Source organism: Novacetimonas cocois (assembly GCF_003311635.1).
GTDB classification, from domain to species: domain Bacteria; phylum Pseudomonadota; class Alphaproteobacteria; order Acetobacterales; family Acetobacteraceae; genus Novacetimonas; species Novacetimonas cocois.
Window position 1 is genome coordinate 14736 of record NZ_QEXL01000003.1, and the last position, 16127, is coordinate 30862.

A 16127-nucleotide genomic window follows, 5' to 3' on the forward strand; every position below is an offset into this window, starting at 1 on the left:
AAATGAAGAAGGGGCACGTTCCGGCGTGTCCCTTTTTCCGTTCTATACGGTGACGGCAGGCAGGTGCGGCAGCAGCCGGTCTGGCGTAATGGGAAAGCTGCGGACGCGTATTCCCGTCGCGTTGAAGATGGCGTTGCCGATCGCCGCCGGCGCCCCGCATATCCCGACCTCCCCCAGTCCCTTGATATGCAGGGGATTGGAAACGGGTTCATCTTCCGCGATCATGACGACGTCCATTTCGGGCATGTCGGCATGCGTGGAAACATGGTAATTCGCCAGATCATGCGCCATGAACTGTCCCGTGCGGGGATCGGGGGCGTTTCCCTCATGCAGGGCGTTCGACACGCCCCAGACCATGCCGCCCAGCAACTGCGACCGTGCGGTGCGACGGTTGAGTATGCACCCGCAGGCAAAGACGCCCAGCATCCTTCGCACGTGGGTTTCCCCCGTAATGGCGCTGACCGCCACTTCGACAAAATGCGCGCCGAAAGAGGCCTGTGACCATTTCAGGGAGGCCGCGTCGGCTTCGATCTGTCCGTGGGCGTCCACGCCGTGGGGAAATGCCCGTGCCATCAGCGCGGAAAGGGCTTCATGCCGGTTTCCGGCATGGATGTTCCCGCCGCCAAGATGGAGCTGTTCCAGTGGCAGTCCATGCAGGGGGGAGCGTTCGTCCGTGACGCTGGCCCGCAACAGCAGTTCGCGCAGGTTTTCACAGGCGCGCAGCACGGCAGAACCCGCGCTTTCCGCCCCGAACGATCCGCCAGATCCCGGCGCGGGGGGATAGGCCGTATCGCCCATTTCGACATGGACCTGCGCGGGCGGGAGACCCATGGCGGCTGCCGCGATCTGGGTCAGGATGGTCTGGGTGCCCGTGCCCGGATCCGTCATGGCGAGCTGCACCGTCAGGTTCCCCCCGGCGTCGAGATGCGCCAGCGCCTGACAGGGCTTGAGCAGGTTGTAGCGCATCGCGCTGGCCATCCCCATCCCGATCAGCCACTCCCCTTCGTGCGTCTGTCCCGGAAGCGGATTTCGCGCCGCCCATTCGAAACGGCGCGCGCCTTCTTCAAGGCATTCCTTCAGGTGACGGCTGCTGAAGGGTTTGCGGGCGGTAGGATCGTCTGGCGTATCGTTAAGCAGCCGCAGCTCCACCGGGTCGATGCCGGTGGCATGCGCGATCTCATCCATGGCGCATTCAAGCCCGATCATCCCCACGGCGTCGCCGGGCGAGCGCATGGAATCCGACCGTGGCAGGTCAAGATGGTTGAGGTGGGCCGTCGTGCGGATGGCATCGGCGCGATACAGGCCACGGGTAATGGTGGTCGTATCCTCGACAAAATTATCGAACGATGCGCAGTGCGACAGCGCGTCATGGCTGATGGCGCGCAGGCGACCGGAGCGGTCCGCGCCGATGCGCAGGGTCTGGCGGGTCGCGGTGCGATGGGTCGTGGCAGAAAACATCTGGGGCCGGGTCATGCCGACCTTGACGGGTTTGCCCAGGGCCCGCGCCGCCAGCCCGGCCAGGATCGCATCCGCGAAATAGGGCAGTTTCCCGCCAAACCCACCGCCGACATATGGGCTGATGACCCGGACGCGATGGGGCGAGATCTGCAGCGTCGCGGCAATGCCATTGCGGATCGAGACCAGATTCTGTGCCGAGGTATGGAGGATCAGCGTATCGCCCTGCCATACGGCCGTGGTGGCATGGGGTTCCATCTGTGCATGGTTCTGGTGCGGGGTTTCGTATATGGCCTCCACACGGATTTCGGAACCTGCGTAGCTGGTATCGAACGCGCCGAACTCCGTTTTGGCCGGTTTGAAGCCGTTTAGGAATTCCGGCTCCGTCGCTTGGGCGGCGTCCAGAAGGACATTATGCGGCAGCCTGTCATAGCCGACATCGACGGCCATGGCGGCCGCGCGCGCTTCCTCCAGCGTGTCAGCCACGACAAGGGCGACAGGCTCGCCATAATAATGGACATCCGTTCCCCGCAGGACAGGCTGCGCCCGTGCGAAGCGGTCTTTGGCAACCAGCGGCCCCCATGGCGCCTGCGCGGGGGCATTGTCCGCCGTCATGATCAGTCGCACGCCCGGCATGGCCTGGGCCGTTGCGGTCCGTGTCGCAGTGATCCGGCCCCGCGCGATGGTCGAAAGCACCATGACACCCACAAGGGGCTCCGTCGTGACGCCCAATGTCGCGGCGTCCATTTCATAGGCATAGCGTGCCCCGCCCCGGACTTTCAGCGCGCTTTCCACGCGCTGCATCCCCGCCCCGATCAGCGGGGTGGGCGTATCGGGCATGTCGGCTGGTGGCATGACGCGATCATTCATCTTCAGTCCCCCGCGCCAGCGTGGACAGGACGTGGATCAGCGTGCGTCGCGCAAGCGGGATTTTGAAATCATTATCCCCATGGCCCTGCGCTCCGGACAGTGCGATGTCCGCCGCATGCGACAGGACAGGCAGGGACAGCTTCTGTCCCGTCAGGACCTGTTCCGCCGCCTCGATACGCCATGGCCGGGGGGCGATCCCGCCAAGGGCGAAGCGGACCGTGCGCATGTATCCGTCGCTGGCCTGCATGATCGCGGCGACGGAAACCAGCGCAAATGCATAGGACGCGCGATCGCGTACCTTGCGATACACATGGCGTCCCGGCGGGGCGGGAGGCAGGATGATGGTCGTGATGATTTCATCCCCCTGCAATGCCGTTTCCACCTGCGGCGTGGCACCGGGAAGGAGGTGAAAGTCGGCCATGGGAATTTCGCGCGTTGCGCCCCCTGCCCGTCGCGTCCGGACGCGTGCGTCCAGCAGGCGCAGCGCGACCGCCATGTCGGACGGATTGACCGCGATGCAGTGTTCGCTGCCGCCGATGATGGCGTTCATCCGGTTGCCCCCGCCCATGGCATCGCATCCCGTGCCCGGCTGGCGCTTGTTGCATGATGCGGCGGTATCGTAAAACGCCACGCAGCGCGTGCGTTGCAGCAGGTTCCCGCCGGTCGTGGCCATGTTGCGGATCTGCCCCGATGCGCCCGCCAGGATGGCATGCGCCAGCACGGGGTAATGGCGCAGGATCGTCGGATGCGCCGCCACGTCGGAATTGGTGACCAGCGCGCCGATATGCGTATTGCCCGCATCATCGGTCGTGATGTCGCGCAATCCGTCGATCCGGTTGATATCGGCCAGGCGATCTGGCTGCATCACCTGAAGCTTCATCAGGTCCAGCAGGTTTGTCCCCCCTGCCAGCAGGGTCGCCCCCGTGGTTTTTTCCCGCGTCGCAGCGTCCAGGGTGGTCATGCGTGCATAGGAAAACGGTTTCATGCCGAATGTTCCGCGACATCCAGGATGGCCGCCGTAATGTTGGGATAGGCGCTGCATCGGCAGAGATTGCCCGCCATGCGTTCGCGCAGGTCGGCGATGTCCAGATGGGGATGGCGTTCCGGCTGTTCCATTGTGACCAGACTGGGCCAGCCGGCCTTCCATTCCTCCAGCATGCCGATCGCCGAACATATCTGCCCCGGAGTGCAGTATCCGCACTGAAAGCCATCATGATCGACAAAGGCCTGCTGCATGGGGTGGAGGTGGCCGTCCTGTGCAAGTCCCTCGATCGTGGTGATCTCCGCCCCGTCATGGGATGCGGCCAGCGACAGGCAGGACAGGACGCGTCGCCCGTCCATCAGGATGGTGCAGGCCCCGCACTGTCCATGATCGCACCCCTTTTTCGTTCCTGTCAGATGCAGATGCTCGCGCAGCAGGTCGAGAAGCGTGGTGCGCGTATCAACCTCAGCCTCGCGGGCCGTCCTGTTGATCGTAAGCCGTACCGCGATCCCATGCTGCGCATTGCTGGATACGGGCCGGGCCGATCGTATGGCCCGGCCCGGCGATGTGCGTGCCGAAGACAGGGAAACATCCACCATCCCGGTAACTGCTGCACCGGTCTGAAGCACGACGCGACGTGAAAGGGAGGTGCGGAGCAGGCCGATGGATTTACGGGGAAGCGTCACGTTCAACTGCTGCCTTTCGCCACGAATGGAAAAAAGGAAATACCGGGATGTTAAATCCGGGCCTGTCCCAAGGTTGCCCCAAGGCGCCCCCGGAATGCCGGATATATCGGATGATTGGCTGATTGTCCCTGTGTCCCATCATGATCCATCCTTGCGGATGATGGCATCAGGTTCACGTCAATGTGTCGTCGATTTATAAAAGGTACGGCAGTGCATGCGTTCCGGGCAGGACCGTGGCGTAGAGGGGGATTTTTCATCGCGACAGGCGATGCGATGGATGAAATCCCCCTTGCGGTTCCGCCGACATTGATCGCGCGCCTGAAAATCAGGCGCGTCTTTCATGTCCGTTCAGGGCGCGCGCAGGGTGTTGTTGGTGCGGTCGATATCGGGAATGGCATGATCGGGGTCGAGTGTGACCGTCCTCAGCACGCCATGGGTCGTGACCGGCACATCGATGGCGTCGTGCTGGTACCATGCCTCGGTCGGGATGGTCCTGCGCTGTGTTGAACCATCCATGTAAGTCATCTGCATGACGACCGGAATTGGCAGGCCCCCCTTGTTCCTGACCGTCACCCTGTATCCGTTCGTGTCGGGATGGATCGCCGTGCAGGCGTAATCGGGGGCCTGATTTTCAAAATACCATCCCCGCCAGAACCATGACAGGTCCTCCCCGGTTTCGCTGCCGAGGAAACGGAAGAAGTCCGAGGGGGTGGGATGATGGAAGGCCCAGACCTGGATATAGCGCCGGAATGCCGGATCAAAACGTTCCGGCCCGATGATCTGCTCCCGCAGCAGCTTCAGGCCATACGCGCCTTTGAAATAGGTAACCGGGTGGCGATATTTCTCCTGCACCAGGTCTGAGGGCGTCATGAGAGTCGGGGCGTCCCTGTCGCGCAAAAGGGGCACGATATCGTCGGCGGGATTGCCGGTCTGGGGCGCGAATTCGTTGTCCTTCTTGGGCGCGAATTCCCCGTGGTTGAAATGGTCGGAGGCATAGACGTCGATGAAGGTGTTGAATCCCTCGTCCATGAAGGCGTTGCGCCGTTCATTGGATCCGACAATCATGGGGAACCATCCATGCCCCAGCTCGTGCGTGGTGATCCAGAACAGCTGGGGACCGCGATCCTCCATCCCGTCAAACACGATGCCGGGATATTCCATCCCCGCCCCATGGCCGCCAAGATTGATCGCGTTCTGCCAGGGATAGGGATACCACTGGGCCGAGAAATATTCGATCGCGTGTTTCACATACTCGGTGGAGCGATCCCAGCCGTCGGCCCCTACCCCTTCGACCGGATAGACCGACATGGCCAGGTGCGGTCCCTTTGTCACGCCGCGTACCGATGGCAGGTTCATCCGGGCCGCGTCCCAGATGAATGCCGGTGATGCGGCGAAGGCCACGTCACGGGTATTGTCCATGCGGAAATGCCATGTCGCGTTTCCGTGGTCGTGACGGTGGCTGCCCGGGTCCGTGACATCCTGCGCGGTGCGGATCATGACGCGCGTGTCGCTGCGGGCGGCCTGTGACAGGCGCCTGCGTTCGACCGCGCTCAGCACCCTGTCGGGGTTGAGCAGCGTGCCCGACCCGGCCACCGTGTAATTCCACGGAACCGTGACCCGATAATCAATATTTCCATATTCGAGATAGAATTCCTGCCCCAGATACGGCGCGGTGTCCCACCCCCGGATATCGTCGTACACCGCCATGCGCGGATACCACTGCGCGATTTCATAAATATCGCCATTTCTGCTTGGCGTGACGGAGGTGCGTCCCCCCCACGGTCCGGGAACGACGTAATGCCATGTCACATGGATCCGCGCCCGTCCCCCCTTTGCCCGCAACGTGGCGGGCAGGCGCAGCTGCATGCGGGTGTCGCTGATGACCGGGCTGATCTCTTTTTTGATTCCCTGATATTCCACGACGACTTTTTCAATCCGGACACCATCGGTGCGTGAGGCGGAGAAGCGGTCGGATGCAAATTGGGACCGCGCGCCGGGCTGATAGATGTTCTGGTCCAGATTCAGCCACACCTCATCCAGCCCGTCCGGGCTGTTGTTGGTGTAGGTGATGGTTTCCTCCCCCGAAAGGGTCCGGGTTTCGGGCGTGATCGTGGCGTGAATGGCATAGTCCGCCCGGTTCTGCCAGTAGGCATGGCCCGGCACCCCCGCGGCGGAGCGGAAAACGGTTGGCCGGTCAGGCATCGGCTGGGGCATGAAAATCGCCGGAGCCCTGGATGTCATGCCCGATGGATGTTTCTCACGTGCCCACGCGGAAGGGGCGGATGCGATACAGGCCATGCAGCCCAGAAGCAGGAGACGGTATCTCCCTGAACGTTCATGAAAATTCATAAGTGTCTGGAAACCTTCTTCCGCGGGAGCATGAAATGTCATGATATCAAAAAGATCCCTGAAAACCATATCGGTTCCAGATCAATTCGGCATGTTGATGCAACGAATGTCGGCAGGCGTGCCTGTTTCATTCAGATGGTGCATGGCTGCCGCGTGTCGCGTCGGGACGTATTTGGGATATAATTCGCGGCCATGAGAATAAATGCCCGCTTTCCTTCCTATACCCTGTTCGAACGTGTGGCGGATTTTGCCGTCCATATCGTGGGGGTCGCCGTCATGGTCGCCGGCGCGGGATGGCTGGGTACTTCCGTGCCGCGGGATGCATCCTGGGCGGCGCGTCAGTCCGTGTTCCTTTACGGAAGCTGCCTGATCCTGGTCTGTTTCTGTTCGGCTGCCTATAATTTCTGTCCGGCCTGCCGTCTCAAGGGCGGGTTGCAGCGGGTGGATCAGGCAATGATCTTCATTGCGATCGCCAGCACCTATACCCCCTTCATCATCATGGGGGGGAGCGGCGCGCTCAGCCTGTGGTTCTGCATGCTGTTATGGCTGTGTGCACTGGCGGGAATGGCCATGAAACTGTTCTGGTTTGCCAAAAGTCAGAAATATCAGGTCATCCCCTATCTGGCCGTGGCATGGATGTTTTTCCTGTGCCCCGATCCGGTCTTCTGGCATCTTCCATTTCAGGTGGTGATGCTTATTATTCTCGGTCTGGCGTTTTATTCCATCGGGACGGTATTTTACAATCACGAAGACATGCCGTTTTCCAATGTATTGTGGCATGTCTTCGTCGTGCTGGGCGCCTCCACCCATATCTATGCCGTCAAGCGGATGATCGACCTTACGATCTGAGGCGGAATATGAACCTCAGGCAGGATGGTCGGTGAGGTCTGCCTCATCATCCCTGCGGGCATGCAGGTATTTCCGCCGTCCCTTTTCCCCGATCCACAGCATGATCGGCAGCAGGCGTTGCCAGAGGGCCGGGAAGATCAGCAGGATCTGCCCAAAAATCCCGTCCGAGGACGGAACAAACACATCCCGGCTGCCACGGCGCAGGGTACGCAGGATGATGTTGGCGATGATCTGCGGCTGAACGGGCAATGTCACGAAATTCAGGGCCGACCCGCCGTTCTGCATCTCGCGCTGCAGCATGGGGGTGTCGACCGCGCCCGGAAAAACGGACGACACGCGTATGCCGCGCGACTTCACTTCCTCGCGCAGGGACAGGGCAAAGCCGCGCAGGCCGAATTTCGTGGCCGCATAGACGCTGCTTCCGGCAAGCGGGACGATGGCCGCCATCGAATTGACGAATACGATGTGCCCCCCACGCGGCATCAGATCCAGCAGATGGGTGGTCAGGATGACGGGGGCCTGCAGGTTGACCTTCATCTGTTCCGCGACGGCCGCGTCATCAAGTTCCGACACGGTTTGCGGCACGATCACGCCCGCGCAGTGGATAAGCACCTGAACCGGCGCGCCCATGGCACGGATTTGCGCCGTGACGGGAACAATGGATTGCGTATCGCCCAGATCGCAGCGCAGGATGGTCAGGTCAGGTGAATCCGGCAGCGTCGGGATCTGCCCGCGCCGTGTTATCGCAACGACATGGTATCCGGCCCCAAGCAGGCCCTTGATCACAAGGCGACCAATTCCCCCTGCCCCGCCGGTAATGACCGCCAGCGGGTGCCGTGTCGAACATGATGGAAACGGATCCGTCATGGCAATCTCGCGCTGGATGGAAACGTGATGATTTTCAACCTGATATGCTTACGGCTCATGTTACCTGTTGTAACATATCGTCATCTGTGCGTCGAAGGCAAATTGTACACCTGCCTCGTTCACTGTGACTTTGGTGTGCCCGATTTTTTGTCGCTGCTGCTCATGTCGTCACGTGCTTCCTGCATTGCCTTTTCCGTCAGGCGTTTTTCATTCCGCCGCAGGAAAATGGCCGAACCGCCGACGCCCGCGACAACGCCAATCACGCCGATGACACTCGCGGGGCCGGACAACTGCATGATCTTGTGGCCCAGGTAATAGGTCAGCATGGCATAGCCACCGGCCCAGCAGATGCCGCCAGCAGCGTTGAAAATCAGGAAACGCGGCCACGTCATGTGGTTTGCGCCCGCCAGCAGCGCCACGAACACGCGCACGACGGCGATAAAACGGCCGAAAAAGACGATTTCGCTGCCGTGGCGACGAAACAGGAACCTGCCGAGCAGCAGGCGGTCCGGCGTCATGCCAATCCGCATGCCGTAACGTTGCAGCAGGGGAATGCCCACGGCCCGGCCAATCATGTAGCCGATATTGTCCCCTATGATCGCGCCGATGATGGCGGCGACCGCCACCCATCCGATATTCATGTGGTGGGTGGCCGCGCAGTAGAGCGAGGCCGAGATGATCAGCGTTTCCGCAGGCAGCGGCAGGCCCATGCTTTCCAGCATGACGACGAAGGTGATTACGCCGTATCCGTAATGCTGGAACAGGGAGTCCATGTGGTGAAGCAGCTTACAATCTCCTTGCGCGTGGCATGCGCTGGGCGCCTTTCATGCGGCCGGAAATGGCTACCATCACCTGTTATACGGGATCTCCAGTCGCCTGACATGCCATGTGGACACCGCAATGCGGGAATTTGCAACCCGTGGAAACCCCATTTTGCAAATAGCTGCTTTCCATCATATCGGGGGTGCCGCGCGGGAATGGATTGCAGAAGCCAGCCGGTAAAAACAACCGGTCTTCCGCAATCCTGCTGTCCACCTGTCCTATTCGGCCCGGATCATGATCTCCACGACATTTGCGCGGCCTGACGCGATCCCCGCCTGGATGGCCGGCCCGATGTCGGAGGCACGGGTAACCCGGATGGCCGACAGCCCATAGGAGGTCGCCATCGCCTGATAATCTATGGCCGGGTCATTCAGGTCCATGGCAAGGTAATTGCCATTGCGGCTGGAGACGTAATGCGTCTGCCGGCGCATGAAGCCCTTCAGGACATTATATTCCTGATTGTTCATGATGACGAAGGTGACGGGAAGCTTTTCATGGGCTGCCGTCCAGATCGCCTGAGGGGAATAGAGCGAGGCCCCGTCCCCCACAAGGCAGACGACAGGTTCCCTGCCCAGCCCCAGTGACGCACCGACAGCCGCAGGCATGCCCCATCCCAGCGCGCCGCCCCGCAGGAAGGAGTACTGCGCCGGCCAGTCACTGTCGAGGAAAGAGCGCACGTGGGAGGACGTGGCGATGGCTTCATCGACAATTGCGACATCGGGGCCAATGGCACGCACGGCCTCATAGGCCGCGACACAGGGGGCGATGACAGGATCATCCATGTGCTGCAGCGCGGTTTCGACCGCATGGTGGCGACGGCCTGCGTTCCGGTCGGCCACTTTCTTGCGGTTTTTGGCATAAGCCTCCCGGTTTGCCGCAGTGGCCTGTTCCAGCAGGGGCAAAAACGCCTCCAGCGAGGACTTGATATGCCCGACCAGCGACAGCGGCGTATAAAAGGTACGTCCCAGATCCCCGATATCGGCTGAGACCTGATAGATCGCGCAGCCCGGCGGCACGGCGGAGCCTTCGGAATACAGGATGGTAATCAGGGATTTGCCGCCGAGGGCGAAAATCGCATCATAATCCCCCAGTTTCGCCGCGATATCCGCGGCGCGGGGCGGCAGGTTCCCCTCCCACAGCGGATGGGACGTTGCAAAGGGAATGCGCGATGGCCAGGATGATCCGAACACGGGCGCGCCCAGAAGCTCCGCCACCGCCGCGACCTGTGCCGAGGCGCCGGCGGCGTGGACTTCATCACCCGCGATGATGCCCAGCCGTCCCGGTGCGATCCGCGCCAGCGCCTGCGCCAGTTCCGGCAGGCCGCCCGCAATCGACTGCCGGTCGATATGCGAGGGCGGCGTGGAGGCGATGTTGCTCATTTCCTCCATCACATCCATGGGCAATGACAGGAACACCGGCCCCGTGGGTGCCGCCATGGCATCGTTGAACGCGCGATGCACCAGTATCGGCAACTGGTCCGCATGCATCACTTCCTGCGCCCATTTGACCGCGGGTGTCGCGATGCTGACCAGATCCCCAAACAGCAGGGGATCGGAAATCGTATGGCGTGAATCCTGCTGACCCGCCGTGACGACCAGCGGCGTCTGCGACACGCTGGCGTTGAGCAGGTTGCCCATGCCATGTCCCAGGCCGCCCGCGGTATGCAGGTTCAGAAAGCCCGGACGTCCCGCGGCCTGTGCATATCCATCCGCCATGGCGACCGCGCTGGCTTCCTGCAGGGCAAGGACATAATGCAGGTCGGGGCGTTTCTGCAGGGCATCAATCAGCGGCAGTTCAGTGGTGCCGGGATTGCCAAAAATATATCTGACCCCCTCGCTTTCAAGAAGTTCGAGCAGGATGTCAGCGCCCCTGCGGCTGCGCTGACCGTCGATATCACTGACTGCCGTGATCTGCATGAATGGCCTCTTTCATACTGGTGTCGTTGCGACTGTAATATGAAAACAGGGATTGTCATCCGTCCAATATGGCTCCGACGCATATAAGACAGACGAGAACAGTTTGGATATGATTATCGGTTATTTATATTCAAAAACATATTTCAGAATATAATGTTATGACCTCATGCCGAAACCGGCCAACCCGGCGTGTCCGCCAGGGTACCGATATGCGGCAGATGTGCCCCCCGTGTGGACAAGGGTGGCCTTTCCCGGAACATGAAAACATGATGCGGGACGGGGAAGGTCTGCGTCCTTCCTGCCGTCATGTCGCCCGGCCGGGTGGATACGTGACATGGCGCCCCCTGCGCGACGCTTTGCAGGGGGACGCATGGGAACGGACCGCCTTACAGCTGGCTGAGCGTGGCGTTGAGGCGCTGCATCAACTCAGGCAGATTCATGTCCTTGAGTTCGTTGAGCGGCACGGCGTTCTTGCTGTCCGACTTCAGGTTGAAGTCCGGAAGATTGTCCGTATCCAGCAGGGCCGCCAGATGTGCCTGATCATCCGACAGGCCTGCCCGACGGGCCTGGTTCTCCTTGATGGCAATCATCGCGTCCTTGGGGGCATTCGCTTCATCCACGGGAAGCGGCGTGCCGGGCAGTTCCTTTTCCCGCCGGGCCTGTGGCGTCGTGTCGAGCGTTATGTCCTCGTTCTGCATGCTGACCCGGGACATGTTCTGCAGAATGTTGAAGACAAGAAACCCGTTGATGCCCCGTTTATTCGGCGACAGCAGCGCAAACAGCGAAGGATCGAGCAGGACTGACGAGAACTGGGAAAGTTCAACGTGGCCTTTCCAGCTTACGTAATCATCCAGCGTGGCGCTGGTCCGGATATCCATTAACGATTTGGCGTCCTGCAGCCTGTAGGCCAGTTCAAACGAACCGCGCAGGTTGTTGTATCCGTCGCGCGCCGTCGCGTGGACAAACCTGTTCAGGACATCGGGCATCATCATGCCCGATCCGCTGTTGAGAAGTTTCTGGACCGGGATATCCATTCCCGAAGCCGAGATATCCAGATGGTGCGGAACCGGATGTCCCGTATCGATATTGGAAATGCCAAGGCTGGCAATCGTGATGTCGGCATTCGGCGTCACGTGCCATTTCACATTCGACAGCCACACGGTGCCAAACGGAGACGCGCTGACCCCATCATATTGCACCACGTCCAGAAGGTTGGCGGACAGCAGGGCGTCATGGACGGACTTCGTCGCTTTTTCCGTCGCCAGATGATGCATCATGCCCCATCCGGCCAGCAGCAGGCAGCCCATGCCCCCTGCCCCGGCCATCAGCCACCGGCGATACTTCTGTACAAACGAACGACGGTTTTCCGCATTGCCCAGTTCATGGGCCGCCTTGTTCATGTATTCGGTGGCGGAACGCTGGGCCGCGCGGACCCTGGGCGCCTGCGACGCGACGAAGCTGGAGGTGCGGGTGGAGAAATCCTTCAGCCCTTTCCCCAGCTGTTCCAGCGTTTCATCCGCCTTCAGCGTGGCGCCCATGTCCCCGCCTGCGGCAGGCTGGGCGATCCCGCCTTGTGCCAGCAGGGTCCCGGGGGGAATCAGGGGACTGATTGGCGGCAGCAGTTCGCCAAGAGGTGGCAGCAACATGGAGGAATCAAGCGCAGCAGCGCCTGGCGGAGGAGGTGTGCCGGGGGTCAGCATTGCCGTCATCGTCCCTTTGTATGCTCTGTCGGATCAGGCGACGCGCTTTTGCGCGTTTTCGCGCTGCCATGCCAGTTCATCACGGATCATGAACACCACCAGCACGGTTTCACAGGCAATGCGCGTCAGGATGATGCTGAGGACGGTGATGATAAGGGCGGCGATGCCCCCGATGAACAGACCGGCAAGGGCGGCCAGCGTCGTGGACTGGCCCAGCATTTCCGCTGAATTGATGAAAAGTCCAAGTATTCCGACGAACGTGCCCAGTCCGGACAGAACGCAGCTCACGACGCCGATATAATAGAATATCTTCATGAACTGGGGCGTAATAAGCGTATTGAAGGACAGGAGGCTCTTCATTGCATTTGGTCCTTGTCAGGAAAAAAACATAACGGTTGGTGTCAGAAGCGGGAGAGGCCGGATTCAGGAAAATCAGGGCGCCGGAGTGCCCGTTGCCGCCTGCGTGGCATTGGCGATCTTGCGGTTTTCGATTTCCGTGGGGTCGGTTGCGTCAGCGCACTGCGCCTGCTTGCAGGCATACGCACGCACGACCGTCATCTGCGCGTCGGGGAAATCACCCGTCGTGGGGGTCGAAAGGGTGCCACGGACCAGATACCAGCCGGCATCCCCGAAGGTGGCCTTTTCATCCGCCATTGTCAGGTCAAGATGACCGGGCCAGGTGGTGGCGACATCCTTGTGGCCCGACCCGCCTGTCTGGACCAGGAAGCTGGCCTCCACCGGGCTGCCATTGTTCTGCATCGATGCGAAACGGGTATCGCGGATATTGTTGAGCGAACGGAACAGCTCGACCGGTCTGTCATCGTTGATCCAGTTCGCCATGCGCACCGGCGGCGGAGCGTTGGACAGTTGCTGGATTTCGCTGTCCCGACGGGCCATGAGCTCTTTCTGCCGCTTTTCAGCAGCGATCTTCGCCGCCTGCGCGCGCTGTGCCGCGATCTGTTCCGGACCCGCCTGATAAATCGGCGTTTCCATATGGCTGTTTCCATAGACGGCATACCCGCGAAGCGTGGCGGAATATGCCGGTTGGTTGCCATTGCCGCTGGCGCTTTTGGGATCGACCTCGAAAGCCATCAAGACCCAGATGCGACGATTCATCCAGCCATAGTTTTCGCGTTTGCGCTCGAAATTACGCGCATCCTCCGGCGACATTGCAAAGCCGGTGATGCTCTGCATGTCCGGTGCATGCAGCGGAATGCGCGAGGGAATGCCATCGCCCGCGCAGGACCCTGACAGGTTGAGCGTATCCCCGCGGATTTCGATGGGAAACGTTCCCGTCTGGAAATCGTAATGCCCGAATTCTGTCTCGATACTTGCGTAAATGGTGTTCGGCCCGATTCCGCTGCTCTGGGCCTGCATGTCCTGTCCGGCTTTTTCCATGATTTCATGCTGGCGGAAATCGTCGCTGCCCGCGCGGAACCATTCGGATTGCATGTGGCCCTGCGCCCAGCAGCGCTGGACATCGGCATTGGCAAAGAATGAAGGATCATTTTTACCGGCAAACAGCAGGTAGCCCCAGTAATTCTGGTCACCTGCGGGCGGTATCGTGATGGATGGCGCGGCGGGCGGTGGTGCTGGCGCCGGTGTCGGTGCGGGCTGTGCCGCGGCAGGCGTTGGCTGTGCCGGCGTGGCGTCCGCGCTCTGTGGCGCGCTGCCGTCAGGCGATAGCGCCCATGGCGGCGGTGGCTCGGTGGAAGACGGTGCCGGAGGTGTGGTCGCGGGAGGCGTCACTGCCGCGAAAGTCCAGCCCGAGCTGCGTTCCGCATGGAAACGGCCGGTAATGTTTCCATCTTCGGTCACGTTGGCGTCCGCGCGTTCCGCCGTTGGACAGGTCTGTTCGAATTCCCGGCGCATCTTGTCCAGAAGCGCGACCTGTGCCCCGGGATTGCCCCTGTCCGCACTTTCGCTTGTCAGGACCATCTTGAGGTGCAGGCTGGGCTGGCACCAATTGGCACCGCCTGCGGCATAGACCTCGATATGGCGGGCGCTGGAACGTGCGATCAGGGCTTCATCATCCGCCCGTGCCGCCATGGGGATCAACGCCATTGCCAGCGCCACCCCGGCCACAAGGCGCTGGCGCGCGCCGGGGGTATGCAGAACCGACCGGATCATGCGCTTGCTCCTCACGTCAGTTGAGTTCCCATACGCCCTGCGGCGAACGGCACGCCGTTTCGGTCGCGGTGCTGGACTTTCCCTTGTCCGTGGCAACGGTTTTCAGGTCACGGCAGGTGACGCTTGCATTGACGGTGGACGACACGGTCTTGCTGGCGGGGGCAGACGGCGCGGCGTCAAGGTCAAACGTGCCGCTGCTGCTGGCCGCGTGATGGCTGGCCGCCGTCATGGGATGTAGGGCGGAGGTCGTGACATATCCGATCGCACGCCCCTGCTGTGACACCAGCATCCAGTTCTGCCCTGTCAGCTGACCCACCACCATGATGGTGGACTGCGTCGGTAGCGTCATGGCGACGGTTGCGGACGTGGAGGGCGAAAGATAGACGGGCGCTGCCGACGTCACCTGATAACGCGCGCCAATCGCATGAATGGAGCCGGGCGCGGCGACATTCGCGTTACGAACGATGCGGATCGACTTTTCTTCCTGGCGGGTGTTCGACGTCGTGATGGTGGCGCGCATGGCCGAATGGTCCGACTGCCACGTGACCGTGCGGTTGTCGCCCTGCGCCATCAGAAGCTGCTGCTGTTTGCGGGCCAGTGCCTTGCGATCCATGTTGTCGAGCATGTTGCCGATGCTGGAACCAAAGGACTCACCGCCAATCAGGCTTGCCAGACCAGCCACGACATGATTGCGGGTGGTGTGGACACCGGGTTCCGTTCCGGTCTGGGCGGTATTTCCTGACTGGTCCGTCACACATCCCGAAATCGAAACGGAAATGCAGAGGATGGAAAAAGTTTTTGCGCCAATCCTGTAAAAGTCACGCATTACCGATCTTTTCCTGATGTATTATGTAAGTTAAAATTTCGCAACGGCATAACGTTGCTTCAATGGATCGTCAATCAAAAAAATAGACCAGATGTACATCTAACGAAGGAATTTCAGATTAAATATGGGAATCATGAAGATATAGGCACGAAAAAATAAATATTTCCGTTTTTTATTTTCTGCCGTTGCATGCGATTGACATGCATGATCAGCCAGTATCCCGGATGTGGGTTTTCCTTGTTCAAAGAAGCATCGTGTTACAGATTTTTGACATGTATTTACGAATTTCTAATGAATTTCCAGAATCTCCCGAATCATGTTCCATTAAAGAAATGATCCGTGCTCTGTCCGGACATGTCTGTGGGAGAGATCGTGGTCGATATCCTGACCGATGACAGTGCGCCATGGTTGTCGGATGAAACCTGTCCATGGGGAAATCTGTGCTGGAAGTATCGGAATTGAAAATATCGAAGTATCATTCAGATGGAATGAGATGAACCCTCCCCTGATATTTGGCATGACAGACCGCATGCATTGGGAAATACAATGCATGATGGAATATTTATTTCACGAATTCAGGATCAGAGGGTTGTGGTCGCCTCGTCCGCAGGTTGACCTTCTTCAGGAGCAGGAGCAGGAGCAGGAGCAGGAGCAGGAGCAGGAGCAGGAGCAGGA

At 60.4% G+C, this 16127-nt stretch carries 13 protein-coding genes; 2 read left to right on the top strand and 11 right to left on the bottom strand.

What is annotated here, in order from left to right; translation table 11 throughout:
• Positions 1 to 42 precede the first annotated feature (42 nt).
• From NJLHNGOC_RS03040 to NJLHNGOC_RS03055, 4 genes are all read right to left on the bottom strand, one after another.
• Positions 43 to 2310, bottom strand: a complete 2268-nt coding sequence (locus NJLHNGOC_RS03040; RefSeq protein ID WP_239021287.1) for a xanthine dehydrogenase family protein molybdopterin-binding subunit — start codon at positions 2308 to 2310, stop codon at positions 43 to 45.
• Positions 2311 to 2317: 7 nt separating this feature from the next.
• A complete protein-coding gene (locus tag NJLHNGOC_RS03045; protein ID WP_113595050.1) occupies positions 2318 to 3310 on the bottom strand; it encodes an FAD binding domain-containing protein in 993 nt (330 codons plus the stop codon).
• Positions 3307 to 3993: a 2Fe-2S iron-sulfur cluster-binding protein gene (locus tag NJLHNGOC_RS03050; RefSeq protein ID WP_239021288.1), complete on the bottom strand. Its 687-nt coding sequence runs from the start codon at positions 3991 to 3993 to the stop codon at positions 3307 to 3309. The genes NJLHNGOC_RS03045 and NJLHNGOC_RS03050 overlap by 4 nt, the downstream gene beginning before the upstream one ends.
• 348 nt (positions 3994 to 4341) lie before the next feature.
• Positions 4342 to 6291: a M1 family metallopeptidase gene (locus NJLHNGOC_RS03055; RefSeq protein WP_165837828.1), complete on the bottom strand. Its 1950-nt coding sequence runs from the start codon at positions 6289 to 6291 to the stop codon at positions 4342 to 4344.
• 243 nt (positions 6292 to 6534) lie between these two features.
• Between NJLHNGOC_RS03055 and trhA the strand changes: the two genes are divergently transcribed.
• Entirely contained in the window at positions 6535 to 7191 is a 657-nt protein-coding gene (trhA, locus tag NJLHNGOC_RS03060; protein WP_113595051.1) for a PAQR family membrane homeostasis protein TrhA, read from the top strand.
• A 15-nt stretch (positions 7192 to 7206) separates the two neighbouring features.
• Here the strand turns inward: trhA and NJLHNGOC_RS03065 are convergent, their stop codons facing one another.
• The 7 genes from NJLHNGOC_RS03065 to NJLHNGOC_RS03095 form a co-directional block, all read right to left on the bottom strand.
• The gene (locus NJLHNGOC_RS03065) at positions 7207 to 8058 is read right to left on the bottom strand and encodes an SDR family NAD(P)-dependent oxidoreductase (RefSeq protein WP_113595052.1); all 852 of its coding nucleotides are present in this window, start codon (positions 8056 to 8058) and stop codon (positions 7207 to 7209) included.
• Between the two features lie 119 nt (positions 8059 to 8177).
• The gene (locus NJLHNGOC_RS03070) at positions 8178 to 8831 is read right to left on the bottom strand and encodes a DedA family protein (RefSeq protein ID WP_113595053.1); all 654 of its coding nucleotides are present in this window, start codon (positions 8829 to 8831) and stop codon (positions 8178 to 8180) included.
• A gap of 267 nt (positions 8832 to 9098) precedes the next feature.
• Positions 9099 to 10796: a thiamine pyrophosphate-binding protein gene (locus NJLHNGOC_RS03075; RefSeq protein WP_113595054.1), complete on the bottom strand. Its 1698-nt coding sequence runs from the start codon at positions 10794 to 10796 to the stop codon at positions 9099 to 9101.
• Positions 10797 to 11182: 386 nt separating this feature from the next.
• Complete coding sequence (locus NJLHNGOC_RS03080) at positions 11183 to 12442, bottom strand: hypothetical protein (protein ID WP_113595055.1); 1260 nt, start codon at positions 12440 to 12442, stop codon at positions 11183 to 11185.
• A gap of 87 nt (positions 12443 to 12529) precedes the next feature.
• A complete protein-coding gene (locus NJLHNGOC_RS03085; RefSeq protein WP_110530322.1) occupies positions 12530 to 12856 on the bottom strand; it encodes a DUF4282 domain-containing protein in 327 nt (108 codons plus the stop codon).
• 72 nt (positions 12857 to 12928) lie between these two features.
• Positions 12929 to 14626 carry a hypothetical protein gene (locus NJLHNGOC_RS03090; protein ID WP_113595056.1) on the bottom strand — a complete coding sequence of 566 codons (1698 nt, stop codon included), beginning with the start codon at positions 14624 to 14626 and terminating at the stop codon, positions 12929 to 12931.
• A 16-nt stretch (positions 14627 to 14642) separates the two neighbouring features.
• Positions 14643 to 15452, bottom strand: coding sequence for a hypothetical protein (locus NJLHNGOC_RS03095; protein WP_113595057.1), 810 nt, complete (start codon positions 15450 to 15452; stop codon positions 14643 to 14645).
• A gap of 493 nt (positions 15453 to 15945) precedes the next feature.
• Between NJLHNGOC_RS03095 and NJLHNGOC_RS16240 the strand changes: the two genes are divergently transcribed.
• A partial coding sequence (locus NJLHNGOC_RS16240; RefSeq protein WP_239021290.1) for a hypothetical protein occupies positions 15946 to 16127 on the top strand: 182 nt, incomplete at its 3' end.

Excerpts from the sequence above, each read along its gene's own strand:
- NJLHNGOC_RS03080 (WP_113595055.1), bottom strand. The coding sequence starts at position 12,442 with ATGTTGCTGCCACCTCTTGGCGAACTGCTGCCGCCAATCAGTCCCCTG.
- NJLHNGOC_RS03070 (WP_113595053.1), bottom strand. The coding sequence starts at position 8,831 with ATGGACTCCCTGTTCCAGCATTACGGATACGGCGTAATCACCTTCGTC.
- NJLHNGOC_RS03045 (WP_113595050.1), bottom strand. The coding sequence starts at position 3,310 with ATGAAACCGTTTTCCTATGCACGCATGACCACCCTGGACGCTGCGACG.
- trhA (WP_113595051.1), top strand. The coding sequence starts at position 6,535 with ATGAGAATAAATGCCCGCTTTCCTTCCTATACCCTGTTCGAACGTGTG.
- NJLHNGOC_RS03055 (WP_165837828.1), bottom strand. The coding sequence starts at position 6,291 with ATGGCCTGTATCGCATCCGCCCCTTCCGCGTGGGCACGTGAGAAACAT.
- NJLHNGOC_RS03090 (WP_113595056.1), bottom strand. The coding sequence starts at position 14,626 with ATGATCCGGTCGGTTCTGCATACCCCCGGCGCGCGCCAGCGCCTTGTG.
- NJLHNGOC_RS03065 (WP_113595052.1), bottom strand. The coding sequence starts at position 8,058 with ATGACGGATCCGTTTCCATCATGTTCGACACGGCACCCGCTGGCGGTC.
- NJLHNGOC_RS03075 (WP_113595054.1), bottom strand. The coding sequence starts at position 10,796 with ATGCAGATCACGGCAGTCAGTGATATCGACGGTCAGCGCAGCCGCAGG.
- NJLHNGOC_RS03085 (WP_110530322.1), bottom strand. The coding sequence starts at position 12,856 with ATGAAGAGCCTCCTGTCCTTCAATACGCTTATTACGCCCCAGTTCATG.
- NJLHNGOC_RS03040 (WP_239021287.1), bottom strand. The coding sequence starts at position 2,310 with ATGCCACCAGCCGACATGCCCGATACGCCCACCCCGCTGATCGGGGCG.
- NJLHNGOC_RS03095 (WP_113595057.1), bottom strand. The coding sequence starts at position 15,452 with ATGCGTGACTTTTACAGGATTGGCGCAAAAACTTTTTCCATCCTCTGC.